The organism is Gordonia alkanivorans NBRC 16433 (genome assembly GCF_000225505.1).
Lineage (GTDB): Bacteria > Actinomycetota > Actinomycetes > Mycobacteriales > Mycobacteriaceae > Gordonia > Gordonia alkanivorans.
Window position 1 is genome coordinate 1 of sequence record NZ_BACI01000022.1, and the last position, 20,880, is coordinate 20,880.

General features: G+C 65.9%; 18 protein-coding genes, 4 pseudogenes and 1 other annotated feature. Of the genes and pseudogenes, 12 read left to right on the forward strand and 10 right to left on the reverse strand.

All coding sequences use genetic code 11. The features are described 5' to 3' along the window. Positions 1 to 165 precede the first annotated feature (165 nt). The 5 genes and pseudogenes from GOALK_RS24150 to GOALK_RS23805 all read left to right on the forward strand — a co-directional run bounded on the left by GOALK_RS24150 (position 166) and on the right by GOALK_RS23805 (position 4,138). Positions 166 to 363, forward strand: coding sequence for a hypothetical protein (locus tag GOALK_RS24150; RefSeq protein WP_006357305.1), 198 nt, complete (start codon positions 166 to 168; stop codon positions 361 to 363). Between the two features lie 131 nt (positions 364 to 494). After that, positions 495 to 795, forward strand: a pseudogene (nrdH, locus tag GOALK_RS23265) (glutaredoxin-like protein NrdH). 147 nt (positions 796 to 942) lie between these two features. Next, positions 943 to 1,989 carry a tyrosine-type recombinase/integrase gene (locus GOALK_RS02980; protein ID WP_006357306.1) on the forward strand — a complete coding sequence of 349 codons (1,047 nt, stop codon included), beginning with the start codon at positions 943 to 945 and terminating at the stop codon, positions 1,987 to 1,989. Then, positions 1,986 to 2,312: a helix-turn-helix domain-containing protein gene (locus GOALK_RS02985; protein WP_006357307.1), complete on the forward strand. Its 327-nt coding sequence runs from the start codon at positions 1,986 to 1,988 to the stop codon at positions 2,310 to 2,312. Before GOALK_RS02980 ends, GOALK_RS02985 begins: the two co-directional genes overlap by 4 nt. Positions 2,313 to 2,359: 47 nt before the next feature. After that, a complete protein-coding gene (locus tag GOALK_RS23805) occupies positions 2,360 to 4,138 on the forward strand; it encodes a site-specific integrase (protein WP_157139125.1) in 1,779 nt (592 codons plus the stop codon). 75 nt (positions 4,139 to 4,213) lie between these two features. On the opposite strand, the pseudogene GOALK_RS24155 reads toward GOALK_RS23805, so the two are convergent. The 5 genes and pseudogenes from GOALK_RS24155 to GOALK_RS03015 all read right to left on the reverse strand — a co-directional run. Continuing rightward, positions 4,214 to 4,330 (reverse strand): annotated as a pseudogene (locus GOALK_RS24155) (hypothetical protein); the annotation flags it as partial. A 92-nt stretch (positions 4,331 to 4,422) separates the two neighbouring features. Further along, positions 4,423 to 5,675 (reverse strand): IS3 family transposase gene (locus tag GOALK_RS02995; protein WP_085948627.1). Its coding sequence is split into 2 segments (ribosomal slippage): positions 4,423 to 5,381 and positions 5,381 to 5,675, totalling 1,254 coding nucleotides; the frame shifts between segments, so codons are not numbered across the junction. After that, positions 5,260 to 5,391, reverse strand: a sequence feature (AL1L pseudoknot). Its footprint overlaps the gene before it by 132 nt. A gap of 548 nt (positions 5,676 to 6,223) precedes the next feature. After that, positions 6,224 to 7,687, reverse strand: a complete 1,464-nt coding sequence (locus GOALK_RS03005) for an adenylate/guanylate cyclase domain-containing protein (protein WP_006357311.1) — start codon at positions 7,685 to 7,687, stop codon at positions 6,224 to 6,226. Positions 7,688 to 7,791: 104 nt separating this feature from the next. After that, a complete protein-coding gene (locus tag GOALK_RS03010) occupies positions 7,792 to 8,313 on the reverse strand; it encodes a PaaI family thioesterase (RefSeq protein ID WP_006357312.1) in 522 nt (173 codons plus the stop codon). Between the two features lie 25 nt (positions 8,314 to 8,338). After that, complete coding sequence (locus GOALK_RS03015; protein WP_006357313.1) at positions 8,339 to 9,910, reverse strand: MFS transporter; 1,572 nt, start codon at positions 9,908 to 9,910, stop codon at positions 8,339 to 8,341. Positions 9,911 to 10,031: 121 nt separating this feature from the next. Here GOALK_RS03015 and GOALK_RS03020 point away from each other — a divergent pair, with 121 nt between their 5' ends. After that, complete coding sequence (locus tag GOALK_RS03020; protein ID WP_035755443.1) at positions 10,032 to 10,697, forward strand: TetR/AcrR family transcriptional regulator; 666 nt, start codon at positions 10,032 to 10,034, stop codon at positions 10,695 to 10,697. 8 nt (positions 10,698 to 10,705) lie between these two features. Here the strand turns inward: GOALK_RS03020 and GOALK_RS03025 are convergent. Beyond that, positions 10,706 to 11,030 (reverse strand): annotated as a pseudogene (locus tag GOALK_RS03025) (low molecular weight phosphatase family protein). A 64-nt stretch (positions 11,031 to 11,094) separates the two neighbouring features. Then, a pseudogene (locus GOALK_RS23270) lies at positions 11,095 to 11,419 on the reverse strand (arsenate reductase/protein-tyrosine-phosphatase family protein); the annotation flags it as partial. Between the two features lie 764 nt (positions 11,420 to 12,183). On the opposite strand from GOALK_RS23270, the gene GOALK_RS24160 reads away from it, so the two are divergent. Beyond that, positions 12,184 to 12,417: a hypothetical protein gene (locus GOALK_RS24160; protein ID WP_230461872.1), complete on the forward strand. Its 234-nt coding sequence runs from the start codon at positions 12,184 to 12,186 to the stop codon at positions 12,415 to 12,417. Positions 12,418 to 12,508: 91 nt separating this feature from the next. On the opposite strand, the gene GOALK_RS03035 is transcribed toward GOALK_RS24160, so the two are convergent. Together GOALK_RS03035 and GOALK_RS03040 are read right to left on the reverse strand one after the other, a co-directional pair. Next, a complete protein-coding gene (locus tag GOALK_RS03035; protein WP_006357319.1) occupies positions 12,509 to 13,003 on the reverse strand; it encodes an FBP domain-containing protein in 495 nt (164 codons plus the stop codon). A 239-nt stretch (positions 13,004 to 13,242) separates the two neighbouring features. Then, complete coding sequence (locus GOALK_RS03040; RefSeq protein ID WP_006357320.1) at positions 13,243 to 13,842, reverse strand: flavodoxin family protein; 600 nt, start codon at positions 13,840 to 13,842, stop codon at positions 13,243 to 13,245. A gap of 126 nt (positions 13,843 to 13,968) precedes the next feature. Between GOALK_RS03040 and GOALK_RS03045 the strand changes: the two genes are divergently transcribed. From GOALK_RS03045 to GOALK_RS03060, 4 genes are all read left to right on the forward strand, one after another. Then, a complete protein-coding gene (locus tag GOALK_RS03045) occupies positions 13,969 to 14,685 on the forward strand; it encodes a DUF72 domain-containing protein (RefSeq protein WP_006357321.1) in 717 nt (238 codons plus the stop codon). A gap of 106 nt (positions 14,686 to 14,791) precedes the next feature. Next, positions 14,792 to 15,304 carry an RrF2 family transcriptional regulator gene (locus GOALK_RS03050; RefSeq protein WP_006357322.1) on the forward strand — a complete coding sequence of 171 codons (513 nt, stop codon included), beginning with the start codon at positions 14,792 to 14,794 and terminating at the stop codon, positions 15,302 to 15,304. Positions 15,305 to 15,378: 74 nt separating this feature from the next. Continuing rightward, positions 15,379 to 16,560 carry a globin domain-containing protein gene (locus tag GOALK_RS03055; RefSeq protein ID WP_006357323.1) on the forward strand — a complete coding sequence of 394 codons (1,182 nt, stop codon included), beginning with the start codon at positions 15,379 to 15,381 and terminating at the stop codon, positions 16,558 to 16,560. After that, entirely contained in the window at positions 16,557 to 16,991 is a 435-nt protein-coding gene (locus tag GOALK_RS03060) for a hypothetical protein (protein WP_006357324.1), read from the forward strand. The genes GOALK_RS03055 and GOALK_RS03060 overlap by 4 nt, the downstream gene beginning before the upstream one ends. A gap of 39 nt (positions 16,992 to 17,030) precedes the next feature. Here GOALK_RS03060 and GOALK_RS03065 read toward each other — a convergent pair whose 3' ends face one another. After that, complete coding sequence (locus tag GOALK_RS03065) at positions 17,031 to 18,398, reverse strand: FAD/NAD(P)-binding protein (RefSeq protein ID WP_035755437.1); 1,368 nt, start codon at positions 18,396 to 18,398, stop codon at positions 17,031 to 17,033. Positions 18,399 to 18,627: 229 nt separating this feature from the next. Here GOALK_RS03065 and GOALK_RS03070 point away from each other — a divergent pair. Next, on the forward strand, positions 18,628 to 20,880 hold a 2,253-nt coding region (locus tag GOALK_RS03070; protein WP_006357327.1), incomplete at its 3' end, for an AMP-binding protein.

Consider the following 20,880-nt stretch of genomic DNA (forward strand, 5'->3'; position numbering starts at 1 on the left):
GGTGATCGCGCAGGGGATTGGGTGGTCGAGGTCGTTGACGGTCCTCAAGGATCGGGTGCGGGTGATTCGCCTGGAGTTCCGTGGGGTGGATCCCGCTGACCGGGTGGTCTATCAGCCCGGAGGGTGCTCGCAATGGGATCTGTGTGCGATCCCGAATGCAGGGGCATGGTCGAACGCAACAACCGGTTCTCCGAGACCTCGTTTCTGCCGGGCCGCCATTTCGCCTCGCCAGCCGACTTCACCGCCCAGTTCGATCGTTGGCTGGCCAATTCCGCCAACACCCGGGTGGTGCGCTCAATTGGTGATCGACACCCCTGTGACGTCACGGCTGAAGCCGCCACCGACCACGCCTTCCCGATCTGACCACGCCGAATCCCAGCACTTCGGTTGCGGCTCGTCAGGAACCGAAACTCCCTGAGCCGCAACCGTTGTTCGACACAGCGGAAGCCCACCGCTATGACCGCAACACCCAGCACCCCCGGCACCTACAAACGATCACCGTCTACACCAAGCCCGCGTGCGTGCAGTGCTACGCCGCCTACAGAGCCCTTGACAAGGAGGGCCTGACCTATCGGGTGATCGACATCAGCGCCGACGACGCAGCGCGTGACTACGTGATGGCCCTTGGGCTACCTGCAAGCTCCGGTGGTGGTGGCCGGCGATGGCGACTGGTCAGGATTCGGCCTCGACCGCATCAAGACACTCGGCGAACGGGATTTATTGTTCATCCAATGCATCATTGGCCGGGTGACGGAATTGGCTCTTCCAGCAGGCTTCACCGTCGGATGCTCCTGAATGCGCGCGCAAATGTCCTGGTAGGACCATTGGGTCTGTGTGCATCAATGTTGCATCTGATACAACAGTGGTGTGACGGGTGAAGATGCGGCCGGTGCGCGAAAGTCGCTGGCATCAAATGTTGTAGAGCTTGATCCTGAACGGTCTATGTTCGAGGCAATGGTGCAGGGATGGGCTCAGCAGCAACGGGCACGGTTCTTGCGTGAGTCGACGATCGGGCCACGGGTTCGGTTGGTCCAACGGTTTGCCGAGTTCACGGGGTTGTATCCGTGGCAATGGACCCCAGAAGAGGGCGAGGCCTGGGTTAGTGACCTGCGTTCGGGATCTAATCCTCTGCGGTTTTCCACGGTGCGTGGCTACCAGGTCGAGATCGGTCTGTTTTGCTCGTATCTGCTCGACCCCCGGTACGGGTGGATCTCCGAGTGCGCCAGCCGGTTTGGCCAGCCGCCGTTGCAGGTTTTTCATGAAGACAACTCTGTCATTCACGTCGCCGATTATGAGGGTGATGAGGGCCGACGGCCGTTGACGTATGACGAGACCCAGGCGCTGTTTGACGCTGCTGACGGGCGAGTCAGCCAGATCAGGGCCCTCCGCCGCAAGGGTGCGCTACCGGCGCTGCGGGACGCGGTCGCGCTGAAGTACTGCTACGCGTACGGCATGCGGCGCAGAGAGGTCTCGCGGTCCGATGTTGTTGATCTGCGCCGAAACTCGAAGTTCCCCGCCTTCGGGCGGTTCGGTGCGGTGACCGTGCGGTCCGGCAAGGCTTCTCGCGGTGGACCACCAAAACGGCGCACCGTGCTCACAGTCCCGGAAATGAGCTGGATCGTCGAGATTCTCGACCACTACCTCACCGAGATCCGCAGCGAGTTCGACCACAACGAGCACCCGGCCCTGTTTCTAACCGAACGTGGTAGCCGCCTGGGTGTGCGTGCCATCAATGCCGCATTCACTACTGCCCGCGATGCCGCCGGCCTGGACCCGAAGCTGGACCTGCATTCGCTACGCCACTCCTATGTCACCCATCTCGTCGAGTTCGACTACCCCGAACGGTTCATTCAAGAGCAGGTAGGGCATGCGTTTTCCTCAACCACTGCGGTGTACGTCGGGGTCAGCAACGAATATCGCAACGGCCTGCTGATGCAATCGATCCACGCCCGCTACGGCCGCCACTTCGACCACGGGACGACGTCATGAAACAGATCGACTACCTGTGGCACCTGCGCACCAAAATGGCTGAGCAGGGCATGTTCTCCACGACCGACCTTCAACCGCATCTGAGCGACCGCGGGATCACCTTGTCACGCGAACAGGTGTACCGGCTGGTGACCGGCCAGCCCCAACGACTGAGCATGCACACCCTGGTCGCACTGTGCGACATCCTCGAATGCACCCCCAACGATCTGATCGAGCCCCGCATCGTTGACACTTCAGCGAAGAAGGCCGCGGGTCGCGACGCGGGTGCCACCCCTATTGCGGCGCGCCGCACCACGATCCGGCGACCCCGCACAGAATCATGAACGCCGCCGCACCGCCCCATCACCCGTGCTCTGACTGTGGGCGGATCATGGTCCGTGTCAAACGCACACCCGAAGGCGGGCTGTGCCGCCGCTGCTACAACGCCCGCCGCCATGAGATGTGCGGTAGCTGCGGCAAGCAGAAGGTACCGTCCACGAGGACCGCCACGGGAGAGCCGTTGTGTGTGCATTGCGCACGGCCCAAACGGCGTTGTGCCGGATGCGGACGCATCGACCACATCAAGGCCACCAGCGATGTAGGTGAGCTGTGTCAGCGCTGCTACAACGCGCCTCAACGGCGGTGCGGGCAGTGCGGCACCGACGCGCCGATCGCGATTCGGGCCCACGCGGGCACCACCGATCTATGCCATCGGTGCGCGAGCACGCCGGAGAAGGTGTGCGGGATCTGCATGCAGTCGCATCCAGTCCATACCCATTGGCCGCTGGGCCCGGTCTGCCAGCGGTGCTACCGCGCGGCCGTGAACCACCCGAGGCGATGTGCGCAGTGCAGTACCGATCGCGCACTCATCGGGAAAAACTCTGCGGCGGATCCAATATGTGGCCCGTGCGCCGGATCGAAGGTTGGCTACGAGTGCAGGGTCTGTGGCAAAGGGGGACCGCACCACTTCGCCCAGACCTGTCACCGATGTTCGATCATCCGGCTCACACGTGAACTGCTGACCGGTCCGCACGGATCATCCGTGCCTGCAGGCCTCGAGCCACTACCTGACTATCTAGCGGACCGAGGACAACCGCAATCGACGCTGCGGTGGCTGAGCAAACCCACCACCTCGGCACTGCTCGGCAGTCTGGCCTTGATCGACGAACCACTGAGCCACAGCGCACTCGATCAGTGCCCACCCTCGTGGGGACGGCACCACCTGCGCGAGGTGCTCATCGATGCAGAACTACTGCCCGCGCGCGACGAACCGATAGAACGACTCGGGACCTGGATCACCGAAACCGCCGCCGCTCTGCCAGCACATCAGAGCGCCCTGATTGGACCGTACGGGCATTGGGCCATCTTGCGACGTGCCCGCCGCAGATCCCGCCGGCGACGATTCACCCACGCCGCCGCCGACGCAGCCCGAAACCGCATCCGCACGGCAATCACCCTGCTCGACCATCTCGATGAGAACGAATGGACGATCAGCGATCTCACTCAATCGAAGCTCGACGCCTGGACCGACGGGCAACGCCGTCGCACCAACAACATCGCCGGCTTCATCGGCTGGCTCACTCAACGCGGACTGGCCCAGAACCTATCAATCACCCGCTACACCTACCCGCCACCGTCGCAGACCGGCGACGAACACGACCACCACCGAACGATCGCAGCACTACTCTCGGGCGACACCCCGGCAGATCTGCCTACCCGCGTCGCCGGACTGTTAGTTCTTCTCTACGGCGCCCGACTGTCGCAACTGCAAAACTTGACCACCTCGTCGCTGAAGCGCCGAAAGACCCGCCGCTACATCACCCTGGCGCGCCATCCCATCGAACTACCCGACCGCCTCGCCGATCTCATCGACGTACTAGCGAGGCAAGCAACCAACAATCCGAACGCGTACACCAGAGACGGCCGCGGACACTACCTGTTGCCCGGCAGCCGAGCACACCATCCGCTACACCCGACCACCCTGAGTCGAAAGCTCACCGCCGCTGGAGTTCCCAGCCGAATCAGCCGAAACCACGCGCTCCTCGCTTTGGGCACCGACCTGCCCGCGGCGGTTCTGGCGACGCAACTCGGACTGAGCACCGCAACGACTACCGGCTGGGCCAAACTCGCCCAACGCGACTACACCGCCTACCTCCACAGCCGTGAGTAACCAAAGTAATTCGGTGGGACTGTCGGGGTCTGTCCGATATTCGGTGTAAGCGGCGGTTTCCGATTGCTCGGCGGGTCAGCGTTCTTCGGCTGCGGGCATCCGATCGGCGAACGTGATGGCCAGGGCGTTGAGCGCTGGCTTCCAGCGTACGGCCCACTTCGTCTGACCGGTACCCTTCGGGTCCAGCGACCGGCACCGGACAGAAACGATGGACAGACAATGCGGTGGAAACCAGCACTCAACGCATTCGCCATGAACCGTCCTGGATCGGATAGAGACCTGGTTCAGGCCACCTCCGCCACGGAGGCGACGCTGTCACGATAGCGCGTCTCGTACTCGACGGGTGAGCAGTAGCCCAGGGAGGAGTGCAGCCTCTCGGCGTTGAACCAGTGCACGTAGGCGGCGGTCTCTCGTTCGACCTCGCCGCGGTCCTTCCAGGCGCGGCCGGTGTCGATCAGTTCGGTCTTGTACAAGCCGATCGCCGACTCCATGAGCGCGTTGTCGAGCGCATCGCCGACCGATCCTATGGATCCGGTGATGTTGGCCTCGGTCAGCGCAGCGGTGAATGCCAACGATGTGTACTGACTGCCCGCATCGCTGTGATGAACCAAACCGGTTGCGGTGAAGTCGAATCCGGATCGGCGGCGGGCGAACAACGCTTGCTCGACAACACTCGTCACCAACGGTGTGTGCTTGCTCGCCATGACTCGCCACCCGAGGATGCGTCGCGAAAACACATCCACGAGGAACGCGACGTAGACAAACCCCGCCAATGTCCACACATACGTGAAGTCGGCCACCCACCACTGATCCGGATGTGTCGGTGTATCCCATTGTCGTTCAACATGATCAGGGAATCGTGGCGCCCTATCGTCTCGGTGGGTCGTGGTGGTGCGATGGCTGCCGCGTACAGCACCGGAGATGCCGCAGATCCCCATCAGCCGGCCGACCTGATCACGACCCATCACGTGACCGGCGCGCCACATCGTGTGATACATCTTGCGCACCCCGTACACACCGCGGTTCTTCTCGAACTGCTGGTAGACGGCATGAGCGGCGTAGGCCTCCTCGAGCATCGCTGCCGAGACCAGGCCACGCTGCTTGTGGGCATAGTAGGTGGATGGGGCAATCTGCATTCCGTACTCGGTGAGTACCCGGCAGATCGGATCGACCCCGAACCTGTCCCTGTGATCGTCGATGTACTCGACGATCAACGAAGTCGGCGGTCGATCTCCGCCGCGGCGAAAAACGCCGACGCCGTCTTCAAAATCTCATTGGCTCTGCGCAATTCGGAATTCTCACGACGCAGCTCACGCACCTGAGCATCCAACTCCCCACTGGTCGTACTCACCCCCGAGGAGACCACCGGCGTGTCCTTCTCGATCCAGTTACGCAGCGTCGCCTGATTGATATCGAGCATCTCGGCGACATGCCGGCGCGCCGCCGACTTCGACCCGCCCACCTCGCCGAGCCGATCCTGATACATCCGCACGGCACGCTCACGCGTCTCCTGGTCAAACTTCCGTGGTGCTCCCATAACAGCATTCTCCTGGTGAGATCACGGTCTCCACCAGACCCAGGACGGTTCACCATCACCTTCGCCGACCGCATGCCGGCCAGCGAGGACAACTAACCGAAAACGCCACTTACACCGTTAATCTGATACTCCCCCGAGCACTAAACACAGCTATCGGGAACTCGCGGGACTGCTCCCGATGGGCACGGCTCAGCGGCAGCAGGACGGGTCAAGAACGTGCTGCAACGCTTGCAGAACGTCAGTGTGGGCGCGGTAGTGCACATTCATGCCACGACGCTCGGGTCGAAACATGCCAGGCAACCTTGATGTGGCCCACCTGACGGCTCGAGTTGGTCCCTGTGCTCAGTGGGGCTCAATCCGGCTTGATCGTCTCCATCGTCATAGTCATATACCGGGGAAATCGAACCGTCGTAGGTTCGGGTGTTGAAGGCGTCGCGCTGTGGTTGGCGACCGTGGTGATGGCAAACCCGGCGCCAGGGTTTGCTTCGACTTCCCGACCAAGAATTCCATGCGCTGTCGGTCTCGATGCAGGTTGCGGGGGATTGCGGTCAGTTCCCTGGTGGGATGCTTTCCCAGGTTTGTGTCGGCAGGGTTCGTCCTCTGAGGGAGCAGTCGCCGTGTGGTGTCCAGTATTCGCGTTCGGGTTCGCTGGCGGCTCTGATGACGGCGTCGCTGGCGAGGATCCGTCCCGGCGTGTGTTTGGCGAGTTCGGTGAGGCGTGATGCTTCATTTACCGCGTCGCCTATGACGGTGTATTCCAGGCGCTGGTCGGTGCCGAGGTTTCCGGCGAAGACGGGGCCGGTGGCGAGTCCGATCCCGATGTCGAGTTCCCCGTGAGCCAGGACGCGGTCGCGGATCTGCCGTGCGGCGTGGAGTGCGGAGTCAGCGGCATCGGCTCGGGCGACGGGCGCCCCGAAGATGCAGAGCGCGGCGTCTCCCTCGAATTTGTTGACCAGCCCGTGGTGGCTCTCGGTTGCCGCGATCACTTCTGCGAGGAGGCGGTTGAGCTTGTCGACGAATTCTTGCGGTGAGATCTGGTGGGCGAGTGCCGTCGAGTTGGTTACGTCGACGAAGAGTGCTGTTATCTCCCGGATTTCGCCGGTCAGGTCGGCTCCTCGGTCGAGTGCGCGTTGCGCGACGTCTCTTCCGACGTGCCGTCCGAACAGGTCGCGCAATCGGTCCTGCTCCTGGAGTCCGCGGACCATGTCGTTCACGGTGGATTGCAGTACCCCGATTTCGCTGCTGTCGTCGACGGGCACACGCACGTCGAGCCGGCCTTGCCCGATGCGGCGGAGTGCACCGCGCATCTGGTGGATCGGTTGTGCGACGGCGCGGGCCAGCAGTGTTTCCGCGAGGGCTCCGGATACGAGTCCGAGGGCGGCGAGGTAGGTCGCGGCGTGGATGCGGTCGGGCGGTGCCGCATCTGGATAGTGCAGGAGCGCGATGGCCGCGGCCAATGGCAGCGCGGAGGTCAGCGCCCAGGTCAGGATCAGCCGGGAGATGACTGACGTTCGTGGTGGCGCGTGTGGGGTGTCGACGGCCAGGATCGTGGCCATCACTGGACGGAGTGCACGTTCGACGAAGAGGTAGTTGTATCCGACGGTGGCAAGTCCGCCCAATGTCATGAGTAGGGTTCCGCCGAGGGCCTCCCAGACGGGCAGGAGCGCGAAGGCCGAGCCGGACATCGCGAGGATGCCCCCGGCCCACAGAGATCCGATGAGGACGGTGGACTCGGTGGGCAATCGCAGGGTGTGGCGGGCGTGGTCGGGTGTCGGCGCAGAGGAGGTGTCCAGCCACCCGAGGCTGCGTCGACGCAGGGCGAGGACGCCTCGAACTGCGGCGAGCAGAGCCACGACCACGTAGACCGCCAGGATCTGCAGAAGCGTTCCGAGCTGGGCGCCGTATCGGTGCGGTGCGCCGCCCAGAACGATCAGCAGCGCGACGACGACGGCCCCGCCCACGCTCGAGCCCACGGTCAGCAGTGGTAGACCCCACTTCGTGCGTAACAGCACCGGAACTGGCCGGGCCGCATTGTGGGCTTCTGGTGGGTGTGGCCGGCCGGGGTGAGGACGGGCACTGGTGTGCCGCATTACCGATGCATCTTCTTTCGGTCGTGTCAGCGGTCCGGCGGGTGCGGTGACGGTCTGTCCGGCCCGTCGTGGTCGAGCGCGGAGGTGAGGCGGTCGAGTAGGTCTTGGACGGCGCCGGGGGGGCCATGTTGGGCGAAGTGCTCGATCGACACGGCGATGAACACCGCCTGGGCGGTGAACAATGCGGTGCCGTCGTCGGCGGTGGCGGTCGCCTTAAGGTGCAGTTTGCGGCCGTCGATCTCCCGGACGTGGGCGCTGATGCGCAGGGGCCGGTGCAGCGGGACGGGGGCGAGGTAGTCGACGGTGAGGCTCCGGGTCACTGCCGGGGTGCGGGCGATCCAGAGGCCGAAGCCGAACAGGTCGTCGCAGGCGGCGGCCACTGCCCCGCCGTGCGCGAGGCCGGGCGCACCGATGTGACGTTCGTCGAACGTCACATCGGTGTAGACCTCGTCGCCGGAGCGGAACACCACCAGTTGCAGGCCGGCGGGATTGTCTGGCCCGCACCCCATGCAGGTCGGCGAGTGCGGCGGCAGCGGTAGCTGGGTCATGGGCGTTCCTTCTCGACGGTGCTGGCTAGCGGCGGGCGCGGGATCGACTGCGCTGGGCCGGTTCAGCCGGGCTCCTCGATGCGCCTGCGTCCGGGGAAGCGCGGCCGGGTGCCCAGACCAGCAGAATCGCGGCACCCGCCGCCGCGATGAGTGCGAGGACGATCGCGGACTGCTCGACGCCGTGCAGGAACGCGGACTTGGCGAAGTCGGCGAGTTGCTGGCCGGCCGGTCCCGCCCGATCGGCGACCTCGAGGGCACCGGCGAGTGAGTCGGCGACCGGGCCCCGCGCCTCCGGTGGGAGCCGCGCGATCGCCGGGGCGATGTTGTGGCTGTACCCGGCGGCCAGGACACTGCCGGCGACCGCGATGCCGATCGCCGCGCCGATCTCGCGGGTGGCGTCGTTGACCGCCGCGGCGACCCCGTGCTTGTCGACCGCGGTGTCCGCGACAATAGCCGCCGTCGCCGGCGCCGCGGTCAGGCCCAGACCCGCGCTCATGATCAGCGTCGGCCACATCACGTCGACGTAGGTGGAGTCCAAATCGAGCCGGCTGATGAAGTAGAACCCCGCGGCGATGGCGAGCAGCCCGGTCACCGTCATCAACCGCAACCCCAGCCGGGTCGTCATCCACGGTGCGACCGCCGACAAGAGCACCAACGGCACCATCATCGGCGCCAAGGCCAGCGCTGAACCCAACGGGCTGTATCCAAAGATCAACTGCAGGTATTGGACGAGGACCAGGAAGACACCGAACGTCACCAGGAACTGGATGGTGATGGAGAATGATCCGCTGCCGAAGCCCCGACGGGCGAAGAACCGCACATCGAGCAGCGGATGATCCGCCCGCAACTCCCACGCCACGAACACCACTGCGGCCACCACCCCCAGCCCGAACCCGGCGACCACCACGGGATCCGACCAGCCGCGTACTGGGGCTTCGATGATAGCGAGCACCACTAGTCCGACCGCGAACACCACCGCGACCGATCCGATCACATCCATCAGCGGCGGATTTTCCTGGCGGGATTCGGGAATGGTGAAGGCACACAACAGCAGAAACACCCCCACCGCGGTCAGGCCGACGAAGATCGACTGCCACGACCAGTAGTCGAGCAGCAGCCCCGACCCGAGAATCCCCAGCAGGCCCCCGGACCCGGCGACCCCAGCCCAGATCCCGACCGCACGCCCCCGCTGCTGCTCGGGGAATCCCGCAGTCAGGATCGACAGCGTGGACGGCATCATGAACGCCGCCCCCACCCCGGCCGCTGCCCGCGCCGCGATCAACCACCACGGTGTCGATACCAACAGTGGCACCGCCGAGGCCAGCGAAAACAGCGCCAACCCCACGATCAGCACCGCCCGCCGGCCGTAGCGGTCACCCAGGGCCCCGGCGGGCAACACCAGACACGCCAACACCAGCGTGTACCCGTCGACCACCCAGGTGAGCTGGGTTTGCGTCGCCCCGGTGGCCACCGCAATGTTCGGAAGCGCGGTGTACAGGGCCGCCATTGAGGCGACCACCAGGGCCACCGACAGGCACGAGACCACCAACGTCCACTTCTGAGCCCGCGACAGCAGCACTCGACCATCGGCGGTCATGCAGCCACCTCCACTTAACGCTACAGCTGGTAGCGTTCCACTACTATGAGTATCACAATGTGGGGTGCGGGGATAGTGCCTGCGACTGATCCGAGGGCACAATTACGAGGTGAGCGAAGAGATGATCAACCAGAACACCGACGACGACGAGGACCGGCTCGTGGATCCCCGGAAGGCACGCTCACGCGCACGACTGCTCGACGCGGCGACGTCCCTGCTCTCGACCGGCGGTATCGAGGCCGTCACGATCGACGCGGTCACCAGGGCGTCCAAGGTCGCGCGGACTACCCTCTACCGGCACTTCACCGACAGCACCCAGCTCCTGGCCGCGGCGTTCGAGCGTCTGCTGCCCCCGGTCACCGCGCAGCCGGCGTCCGGAACGATCCGTGAACAGTTGATCGAACTGCTGGACCGTCAGGCCAAGCTCATCGAGGAAGCCCCCGCCCAACTGACGATGCTCGGGTGGCTGGCCCTCGGGTCCGCCCAACCCGGCACGGCCGGGGCGACACCGCATCCCGAAGAAGACCGGAACCCGGTCAGTTCGCTTCGCGCACGGGTGCTCAACCAATACCGCGAACCGTTCGACCGGATCCTGGACAGCCCCGGAGCCCAGCAGGAGCTCGGTCGCTTCGACACCAATCTCGCCCTGACCCAACTCGTCGGACCCATCGTCTTCACCCGACTCACCGCACTCCCGCCGATCGGCCCGGCTGAACGCCAGCAACTCGTCGACGACTTCCTCGCTGCACGCTCCGCGCAACGCGCGCTGACCGTGACCCCGGACTGATCTCTGATTCAGCACCCGCCCGAGGCGGCGGGCTGGGACGTCAATTCGGCGATCAGCGCCTCGACGCGGGTCTTAATCTCGTCGCGGATCGGGCGAAACGCTTCCACGCCCTGGCCCGGCCGGATCGTCAAGGACCCAGTCCTGGTAGCTCTCGCTCGGGGAAGATGGGGCAGCTGTCACCGCAGCCCATGGTGATCACACGTTTGAGGCTTGCACGGCATCGGTGGTGAGGATTTTCGGTGTCTGCGCCGTGATGTCGATGCCCACCTCGGCCATCTGCGAGCGTCCGGCGTTGTACACGCAGACGAACAACTCGCTGGGGGTGATGGACATGAATTGAGATCCCTCCGTCAGGAGGGACAGGAAGCAGATGAAAATCAGGCAGGAACGGGAGTGGTCAACTCGCGCAACAACGTTGGACCCTGGTGTCCAGGCCGTCGCGGATGGCGCGGACCGTCTCGAGAGTTTGAGCCTGCGGATCGTCGAGGGTCCGGTCGGAGGTATCGCTTGCCGGGATAGATCGCGCAGGGATCGCCGCAGCCAATCGAGACCACCACATCGGCGGCGGCCAACACATCATCGGTCAGCGGTTTCGGGTATTCGGCGCCCAGATCCAGGCCGATCTCCCTCATCGCTTCGATGACCATCGGGTTGATGGCATTGACCGGTGCCGACCCCGCCGAGCGCACGTGCACACGGCGGTGGCCGTTATGGGTACGGAGAAGTGATGTCGCCGTAAGGCACCCGCGCCCGCACTCCGGGTGCGCACCCTCCGGACCCCGGGCGTTCTTGCTAGCCCCGTGGTCGAACCCGTTTCGACGCACGTGGCATTGTTCGCCAAATCACTTGATAACGACAGTGTTCGGCTGCGAATGATTGGGCCACTCGGTTTCATAGCTCCTTACGCAAAATACTGCGGACGTGAAGCCCTAGATTAACCTTGACTCAATCACGCGAGGCGGTAAGACCTGACTGGTGAAAAGGATTGCAATACAACGCATTTCGAGCTGTACTTGAGCTACTGGGAATGGCGACTGAGAGTGTTTGTCGAATAATGCTGGTTCAAATATTGACCGTCCACCAGCCTCTACGGCCGCGTGACCGGGAAAGAAGCCGAGACGCATGCCTTCCACCGACTATGCGCAGCGGGCCGTGGCCTACTGGGCCAAGTCCGACCGGGCCTACACCGAAGGTGATCCGCGCTATGGCGACGAGCTCGCTCACTGGCCGCCCAATGCGAACAGTGGTCATACGACGACCTCGCTGGCGTCAGCAGCGACGTCGCCTAACCACCGACACGGACAAGAAGACAGCAGGTGATCGTCATGGCCGACAAACCCGAGGTCGCACCCTCTGATGCGCCGCAACCGCTGGCGACCGCGATCGAACCGCTGTGCGAGGTGTAAACCGAGACGACCTCACCCTCACCGGCACTACCGGGGACGACACCGCCGAGGTCGACAACACTCTCGCCCTGGAGCTGGACATGCTCACCGCGTTGTTGTGGGCACCGCCGGCCCGGGGCCGCCAGGTGGTCGGGGCGTTGATCGGGTCCCGTGCCGACCGCGACGCCGGCACCACCAGCACGGTTCTTCCCGCTGGCAGAGTGGTGTTCTTCAATGCCGTGCATCAGAACGTGTTCGACACCGCCGTGGCCTTGCTCGACGAAGGTAGCCCCGCCACACCCGTTCTGGTCAACGCGCGGTTTGCCGATCGATGACTCACCACCCGCACCCGCAGCGTCATGCTCGAGATCGCCTCATCCCGGCACGGCCGCCCCGTCGCCGATAGTGCCGACTTGGGAGTGGCGTCTACGTCGGCGTGCCGACCACGCGTCCGGCGAAACCGTCGAGGCGTGTGCGCAACGACTGGATTCGCTGTTGCCGGACCGCGTCGGGGTCATGCCCGCCGAACACCGGCGGGGGCTTCATCCGCACGTTCTTCGAGCATTCGAAGTTCGAACAGATCAGGGTGCCGATGGTGTCGCCCTTCCGGCCGGCGGCGCCGGCGGACTTGGCACTGAAGAAGGCGACGTCGTTGGGCAGCAGGACGTCCTCGCAGAACGAACACAGCGGTCGTTTGCGCGGCTGGCGTCCGCCCAGGCGGAGCATGATGCCGACGGGCTCGTCGTCGGTCGGGATGACGAGGTAGCCGATCATCGGCTGCTTGGGATCCCGCCAGCCGACGAAATCCTTGCTCTCCCAGTTCAGTTCCTTGAAATCGGGCGGCAGGACGAGTGACTTGCGTTCGCGGACGGTCGCATTGACGAAGGATCCACGGATCTCGGATTCGGTCAGGGCATGCATGAGTGAGAAACACCTCGGGTGTCGTGGGAGGAATGAGGGCACGCGTCGACCGGCGCGGTCCGCAGATGCGGTACTCACGCCGGTCGGGGCAGGTCACTCAAGCGCCGGCGTGCAGGACGCCGACGACCTCCTCACGCCCGGTGGGCGACGACACGGAATGCATGGTTCCGATGCTCGCGCGCGTGCGCCGCTCTGTCAACGCATTAACGCGAGCGATCGGGAGGGCAGGACCGGCCTTGTCATCCGGCCAACAGACCGGCGACCTTCACGACTCGCTGTGCCAGGTGGGCGAGGGCGGCCTTGGTCGGGTCGTCGAGGTCGTTCTTGTTCTCCGGGCCGGTGACATGTGAGACGCCGTACGGGTTCCCGTCGGCGAACTTCAGTCCGTCGGTGTAACCGGGCGGTACGAGAATGCCGCCGAAATGCATGAGCGAGGTGTACAGCCCGACGAGTGTCGTCTCCTGCCCGCCGTGTGCGGTCTGGCTCGAGGTGTAACCGGCATAGGCCTTGTCGGCGAGCTTTCCCTCGGCCCAGAGTCCGCCCAGTGAGTCGATGAAGGTCTGGAACTGCGACGCTGTACTGCCGAATCGGGTCGGGGAGCCGAAGATGACGCCGTCCGCCCAGACGATGTCGTCGCCGGTGGCGGTCGGTAGATCCTTGGTCGCCTCGTAGTTCGCCGACCAGGCAGGGTTCTCCGCGAAGCTCGCCGGGTCGCGGGTCTCCTGGATGTGGCGGACCCGCACCTCGGCTCCGGCCGCCTCGGCAGCGGTCTTCAGTTCGTCAGCCATGGCCGTGCCGTGTCCGGTGGCCGAGTAGTAGATGATCGCCAGTTTCGTCATGTCACTCCTGTCTCGGTGGTTGCGACTTTCCGTAGGCGGGTACCCGTGTTCGGTGATGCGACACCCACACGCGCGAAAAGCCGTCGACGGGATTCGTCACCCGTCGACCGGCGGATAGGTGGAGCGATGCTGCACATCGGCACCTCGGGCTGGCAATACAAGGACTGGCGCGGCGCGTTCTACCCACAGAAGCTCCCGCAGCGGGAATGGTTGAACTACTACGCGGAGCGGTTCACGACGGCCGAGGTCAACAACACCTTCTACCGACTGCCGGAGAAGACTGTGTTCGAGAACTGGGCCGCGACGGTGCCCGCCCACTTCCGGATGGCTACGAAGATGAGCCGCTACCTGACGCACGTGAAGCGGTTGAAGGAGCCGGCCGAGCCCGTCGAGCGTTTCCTCGACCGTGCCGCCGGCCTCGGCACCAAGCTCGGGCCCGTCCTCCTACAACTCCCGCCCAACTTGCAGGCGCAACCCGACTCCCTGGACGCCACCTTGAAGCTGTTCCCGGACACCGTCCAGGTCGCCGTCGAGCCTCGCCACGAATCCTGGTGGACCGACGAGGTGCGCGACGTGCTCGAACGTCACAACGCCGCCCTGTGCTGGGCCGACCGGAAGAGTCGATCCCTCACCCCGCTGTGGCGGACGGCCGGCTTCGGATACCTGCGCCTGCACGATGGCCCCGCCAAGCGGCCGATGAGTTACGGAACCCGCGCCATCGACAGCTGGCTGCGTCGATTATGGGACACGTTCGACGACGAGTGCGACGTCTACGTGTACTTCAACAACGATCCGGGGTGCGCCGCGATTGACAACGCACGCACCATGATTCGCCGAGCATGAACCCTGGGGATACCGGTCGCGACGATCGACGACGCGTCCGCCGAGTGAGCGAGAACACGCCCATTTAATTGGTATTCGGGATGCCGATTTATGGTCTACTTGCGACATGCAGCTGACACGCTTCACCGACATCGGCCTCCGGGTCGTGATGCGGCTCGCCGTCGCTGGTGAACAACCGGCCGGTGAACAATCGCCCGGTGAACAGCGTGGGGCTGCAACACCTCTCACCACGAAGGATCTCGCGGCAGAGCTCGCCGTCCCGTACACGCATGTCGCCAAAGTCGTCGGCAGGCTGTCGGAGATGGGCGTCGTCCACGCGCGCCGCGGCCGTACCGGTGGTCTGACGATCACCGACCTCGGCCGCGAAGCGCGCGTGGGCTGGCTCGCGCGATCCCTCGAGGGTGACGGGGAGGTTGTCGATTGCGAAGGCCCGCAGCCGTGCCCGCTCCGGCGCGGATGCCGTCTGCGGGGAGCGCTCGCCCGTGCGGCCGCCGCCTTCTACGAGAGCCTCGACGCCGAGACCGTCGCCGACCTCGCCGCCGAGCCGACCACCGCGGTGCTGCTCTCGCTGTCGACGCGGCCACCGCAAGTGGATGGACCGCTCCAGGCGGAGCGGTAGCGACACGCCCACAAAGACTTCCGGCCACACGCCGGAACTCCTATCCCGATGAGCAAGTGAACAAAGGAGTTCTCATGCTGTCCGACACCCAACGCGCCACTCTCGCGGCGACCCTGCCCGCAGTCGAGGGGGCACTCCCGGAGATCACCCCGCGGTTCTACCGCGGGCTCTTCGACGCGCATCCGACGCTGCTGGACAACATGTTCAACCGGACTCACCAGAAGTCCGGTGAACAGCCGCAGGCCCTCGCCGGCTCGGTCGCCGCCTTCGTGCGCCTCCAGCTCGAACCCGACGTCCGGCGTCAGCGGTTCATCCTGGACCGGATCGCGCACAAGCACGCGTCGCTGGGCGTCACCGCCGATCAGTACAAGGTCGTCCACCAGCATCTGTTCGCGGCGATCGTCGAGGTTCTCGGCGAAGCCGTCACGCCAGAGGTCGCCGATGCCTGGGACCAGCTGTACTGGGACATGGCCGACCTGCTCATCGCCTCGGAATCCGACCTGTACGCCGCCGCGGGTGTCGAGCCCGGCCAGGTGTGGCGTGAGGTCACGGTCAGCGACCGCGTGCAGGTTTCGCCCGACACCATTGCGCTGACCCTGGCCCCGGTTGAGGGTGAACTACCGAAGTTCCACCCCGGACAGTACATCTCGGTCCAGGTTCCGCTGAGCGACGGCGCGCAGCAGATTCGTCAGTACAGTCTGACGGGCTCGCCCGACGATGCCGAGTGGCGTTTCAGCGTGAAGCTCGCCGGCGAGGTCTCGGCACACCTGCACGAGCACGTCTTCGAAGGCGACACCCTGAGGGTCAGCACCCCGTTCGGCGACCTCACCCTGCCCGACGACGATGCCCCGCTGCTGCTCGCCTCGGCCGGGATCGGGTGCACGCCGGTGATCGGCCTCCTGACCGCGCTGGCAGAGAAGGGCGATGCCCGGCCGGTGACGGTCCTGCACGCCGACCGTTCCCGCGACCGCCAGCCGCACCGCGGAATGCTTGCCGCGCTCGTGGATTCGCTGCCCACCGGCCGACTGATCCAGTGGTACGAGAACACCTCGCCGCACATCGTCTCCGATTCGGTCCGAGTCGGCCACATGACGTTGGACAATGTCGAGGTGCACCCCGAATCCAACGTCATGCTCTGCGGCCCCACCGGATTCCTGTCCTCGATGCGCGAGGAGTTCCTCGGCCGCGACATCGCGGAGAGCCGGATCCACTACGAGACCTTCGGCCCGGAACTGCTGCGGTCGAGCGCGCGATGAGCACCTCCGCGGCGGTCGTCACCGCGCTCACCTTCGTGTGGCTCGGCATGGTCTTCGCGATCTCGTTCCTGGAGGCGCCGCTGAAGTTCCGGGCGCCGGGCGTGACCCTGCCCATCGGTCTGGGGATCGGGCGACTGGTCTTCCGCGCACTGAATGCCGCCGAGGTCGTCTGGGCGGCCGCGATTCTGATCGCCGTCGTGCTCGGTTCGTGGCCCGGGGTGGCCACACCGATTGCCGCAGGCGTGGCGATCGCAGCCCTGGTCATCCAGCTCGTGGCAGTACGGCCGGCCCTCGCCAAGCGGTCCGACGCCGTGCTGGCCGGATATGAGGGTCCGCGTAGCTCAGCTCATCTCGTCTACGTGGCCTTCGAAGTGATCAAGGTGGCCGCGCTCATCTGGCTCGGCACCGCAGTATTGGTGAGCGCGTCCTGATCGGGGCGCCCCGACGGAGCGAACCCGGTTGGTCGTCGCTCATCGGTGGCTGGTGACGTCACCGATGAGCGACGCGGCCAAGTCCTCTGCTTGAGTGCGGATCTCGGGTACGGCGGTGGTCTCCCAGAGCTCGCCGCGGCGCAGCGAGCCGAGAGTCCAGATCGGACCCGGGTGGCCGTCCGCGTCGAGGACGTGCCCGTCGTCGGTGACCAGGCCCAGGCCGAGCGCATCGGTGGTCGCGATCCCGGCGTCGAGAACCGAGTCCAGGACGGGATTACCGAGTTCTCGCACGTCCGACTGCGGACCGGTGCAGTTCACGATCCATGCATAGGTGCGTTCGTCGTCGCCGGTCGTGACGGTGAGACCACCGGGGACCGCGTCGACGCGGTTGATCCGTCCAGAGCGCACGACGAGGCGTCCCGATCGCCGGGCCTCGTCGACGAGTTTGCCGCTCGACGGGGGCATCCGGTGCCGACGCACAAGCCAGTCGCCGGCAAGTTCGCGGACGAAGGTGCCGCGGTCCGCCTCGTCGAGCCGGGCCCACAGTTCGGCAACGCGGTAGCGCACACCGTCGACGCCGGGCCGCCAGTTCCCCAGCAGGCGTTCGATTCTCGCGACATGGGTGGCGACCGCGGCACGGATCTCGTCGAGGCTGTCACCCCAGGTCGAGGTGTCGGGGACGACTTCGCCGAGGTAGGTGTCGGCATGCCGCCGGGGGAGTCGGCCGCCGCGTGAGATGGCCTCGACGCGACGGTTGCCGCCCGACTTGAGCAGGCTGATCGCCACGTCGACCATCGTGAGGCCGGTGCCGACCACGAGGACGTCACCGTCGTCGGTCACCACTGGTTCGAGGGCGTCGGGCAGCCACGGGTTGGCGACGTACCGGGGTTGATCGCTCAGGTCGCAGGGTGCCCAGCCGTCCCCGACACCCGGGAGTCCGGTCGCGAGCACCAGCCGGTCGCCGTCGACGACGGTTCCGTCCGAGGTAGTCACCCGAACTCCCTGACCGACGGCGGTGACCCCGACCGCGCTTTCCCGGACGTGCCGGACACTCAGCCGGCCGCCGGCGCGCTCGCACGCCTCCGCCAACCGGGTCCGCAGATAGCGCGCCCACTGTGCGCGCGGTGCGAAGAAGTAGTGCGCTTCGTCGCCGGAGACGAGCCCCTCGGCACGGCACCAGTCCACGAAGTCGAACCGCTCATCCGGGTCCACCGACATCCCTGAGGCCGGGACGTTCAGCAGGTGGGCGGGATCCTTGGTGCCGAACGCGGGACCCGCGACCTGGCCGGTCGGGTCCACGACGACGACCTCGAGTGCTTCGGCCCGGTCACCCGCAGCGACCAGGCGAGCCAGGTGGAACACGACCAGGGAACCGGCGGCGCCCGCGCCGACCACGATCACGCGCATCAGCCGACCCCGGCGCCGACGGCGCGGGACAAGACGGATCCGCTGCGTGGACGGGGACGCTTTTCGAGCACCGGTACTTCTTACAGCAGGCCGGCCGATCCGTCCTGAGGAGGAGCGGTCGCCAGGGTCGGCGATCACGCGGCGTACGTCGGTGACCCTGCCGACAATACGGACAGCGGATTAGGTAGCCTAACCTAACTATGCACGCCCTTAGGCCGGTAGTCGCCCCATGACCAGGATCGATCCGGCGACCTCCGCGACGATTCCGGCCACGGCCGAGAACTCCGACGAGAGTGTCGTCGCCCTGTGGCGGAACACGGCGACACAATGTGGCGACGCGGTCGCCGTCCGGACCCCCGAGGCCTCCATCAGCTACCGCGACGCGGTGAACCGCACCGATGATCGCGGACGCGCCATCGCCGCCGCGATGACCGAGCCGGGACGACCGGTCGCCGTCGACGTCGAGTCCGACATCGACTCCGTTCTCGCGATCTTCGCGGTGCTCACCTCGGGACACCCGGTGATCCTGGTCGACCCCTTTCTGCCCGACGACCGCCGAGACCACATCCTCGAACTCTCCGGAGCTCAGCGGATGTCCCCGGCCGACATCGCTGCGCTTCCGTCGTCGGACACTCCGCTCGCGGTGCCCGCGCCCGACGCCCCGGCCGTACTGATCTTCACCTCCGGTTCCACCGGTAAGCCCAAGGGCGTGACGCTTCCTCATCGTTGGGCCCTCGGGATGGCGCTCGACGGCATGACCTTCATGCGCTTCGAAGACGAGGACAAGGCGACGGCGCTGTTACCGCTGAGCTTCGGTGCGGGCGTCGACTGTCTGCTGATGTCGTTGCTCAACGGGTCGACGCTGCTGCTCTGGGACGTCCGCCGACGTACCACCGAGGGGCTCTGCGACTGGCTGCGCCAGGAACGGGCGACGACGGTCCACTGCACGCCGTCGCTCCTGAGGTCCTGGCTCGCCGACCTCGGTCCCGGCGATGTGATCGAGAGCGTGCGTCTGGTGTCGACCTGTGGCGAACCGGTCCACTCCGGCGACGTCGAGCGCGTCCGCGCGACCATTTCACCGGCCGGGGTGTTCTGCAGCTGGTCGGGGTCGTCGGAGACGGCCAATCTCGCGTTCAACCTCTTCCCGCCGGATCGGCCCGTTCCCCCTGGTGCGGTCCCGGTCGGCACGCCCGCGTCGAAGAAGTCCGTCCGCATCGTCGACGAGGCGGGCCACGATGTCCGGACCGGGTCGACCGGTGAGGTCGTCGTCGAATCGGAGTACATCGCGTCGGGCTACTTCAACAATCCCGCGCTGACCGCAGCCAAGTTCGAGAACCTGCCCGACGGGCGCCGCCGCTACCGGACGGGCGATCTCGGTCGGTTCGACGGCGAGGGCCGGCTGCATCTGCTCGGGCGACGCGACGACGCGGTCAAGATTCGCGGCTACCTCGTCGAACCCATCGAGGTGGAGGCAGCTCTACGAGCTCTGCCGTGGACCGTCGACGCGGTGGTCACCGCCGACCGGGACACCGCACAGCTCATCGCGCACGTCGCCGTCGCCCCGGACAAGTGGACGCCGTCGCCGGCCGAGATCCGGACCGCGCTCGCGAAGACGCTGGCACCGTGGATGATCCCGCGTGACGTGGTGGTTCTGACCTCGCTGCCCCGGAACGAGCGCGGCAAGGTCGACCGCGCCGCCCTTCCGCCCGCACCGCCGCGGACACCCGAACCCGTTCGCGGACCGACCGAGTCGACCCTCATGCACATCTGGTGCGACATCCTCGGACTCGAGACCGTCGGGCGCAACGAGGATTTCGTCTCGCTGGGCGGTGACTCGCTCGCCGCCGCGAAGATGCTCGCCGAACTTCGCGACCGCTGGCTCGTCGACATCTCGACCGCGGACTTCGCCGGCACCCCGACCATCGCCGGCCTGTCCGAACTCCTCGACGCCGCTCATCGGGACCGCGCCCGCTCGGTCACCGGTGCCACGATCATCCGGCTCCGCGAGGGGACCGGCACCCCCGTCTTCGTGATGTCCGGCGCGGGAACACCTGCGGCCAGCCTGCTGCCACTGGCCCGTGAGATCGATGGGGATGCACCGGTTTACGGCCTGCAGGCCCATGGACTCGAGAAGCGCGGTCGGGCGGACCGGACGATCCGTGCCGCCGCACGACGCGCGGTGAAGGACATCGAGTCGATTCAGGCCGACGGCCCGTACCGCCTCGTCGGGTACTCACTCGGCGGCTTCGTCATGCTCGAGGCCGCGACGATCCTCGACGGCCGCGACGAGCGCTGCGAATCGGTGATCATCCTCGACTCCCGGTTCGAGCCCGAGCTGGTCGAGCGCATCGGTGGCCGCATGACCGATGACACGGGCGCCGACGATCCCGCGAGACTGCCCGACCGCACCGGCACTGACGATGCAGAACGTGCGTCGAACTCGCAGTCGCTCCAGATCCGGTGGACACGCCTGGTGATGCGC

Bases quoted from the DNA above. Each gene is read 5' to 3' on its own strand.
- GOALK_RS24150 (WP_006357305.1), top strand. From the start codon at position 166: ATGGTCGAACGCAACAACCGGTTCTCCGAGACCTCGTTTCTGCCGGGC.
- GOALK_RS02980 (WP_006357306.1), top strand. From the start codon at position 943: ATGTTCGAGGCAATGGTGCAGGGATGGGCTCAGCAGCAACGGGCACGG.
- GOALK_RS02985 (WP_006357307.1), top strand. From the start codon at position 1,986: ATGAAACAGATCGACTACCTGTGGCACCTGCGCACCAAAATGGCTGAG.
- GOALK_RS23805 (WP_157139125.1), top strand. From the start codon at position 2,360: ATGGTCCGTGTCAAACGCACACCCGAAGGCGGGCTGTGCCGCCGCTGC.
- GOALK_RS03010 (WP_006357312.1), bottom strand. From the start codon at position 8,313: ATGACCCAGCTACCGCTGCCGCCGCACTCGCCGACCTGCATGGGGTGC.
- GOALK_RS03015 (WP_006357313.1), bottom strand. From the start codon at position 9,910: ATGACCGCCGATGGTCGAGTGCTGCTGTCGCGGGCTCAGAAGTGGACG.
- GOALK_RS03020 (WP_035755443.1), top strand. From the start codon at position 10,032: ATGATCAACCAGAACACCGACGACGACGAGGACCGGCTCGTGGATCCC.
- GOALK_RS24160 (WP_230461872.1), top strand. From the start codon at position 12,184: ATGCTCACCGCGTTGTTGTGGGCACCGCCGGCCCGGGGCCGCCAGGTG.
- GOALK_RS03035 (WP_006357319.1), bottom strand. From the start codon at position 13,003: ATGCATGCCCTGACCGAATCCGAGATCCGTGGATCCTTCGTCAATGCG.
- GOALK_RS03040 (WP_006357320.1), bottom strand. From the start codon at position 13,842: ATGACGAAACTGGCGATCATCTACTACTCGGCCACCGGACACGGCACG.
- GOALK_RS03045 (WP_006357321.1), top strand. From the start codon at position 13,969: ATGCTGCACATCGGCACCTCGGGCTGGCAATACAAGGACTGGCGCGGC.
- GOALK_RS03050 (WP_006357322.1), top strand. From the start codon at position 14,792: ATGCAGCTGACACGCTTCACCGACATCGGCCTCCGGGTCGTGATGCGG.
- GOALK_RS03055 (WP_006357323.1), top strand. From the start codon at position 15,379: ATGCTGTCCGACACCCAACGCGCCACTCTCGCGGCGACCCTGCCCGCA.
- GOALK_RS03060 (WP_006357324.1), top strand. From the start codon at position 16,557: ATGAGCACCTCCGCGGCGGTCGTCACCGCGCTCACCTTCGTGTGGCTC.
- GOALK_RS03065 (WP_035755437.1), bottom strand. From the start codon at position 18,398: ATGCGCGTGATCGTGGTCGGCGCGGGCGCCGCCGGTTCCCTGGTCGTG.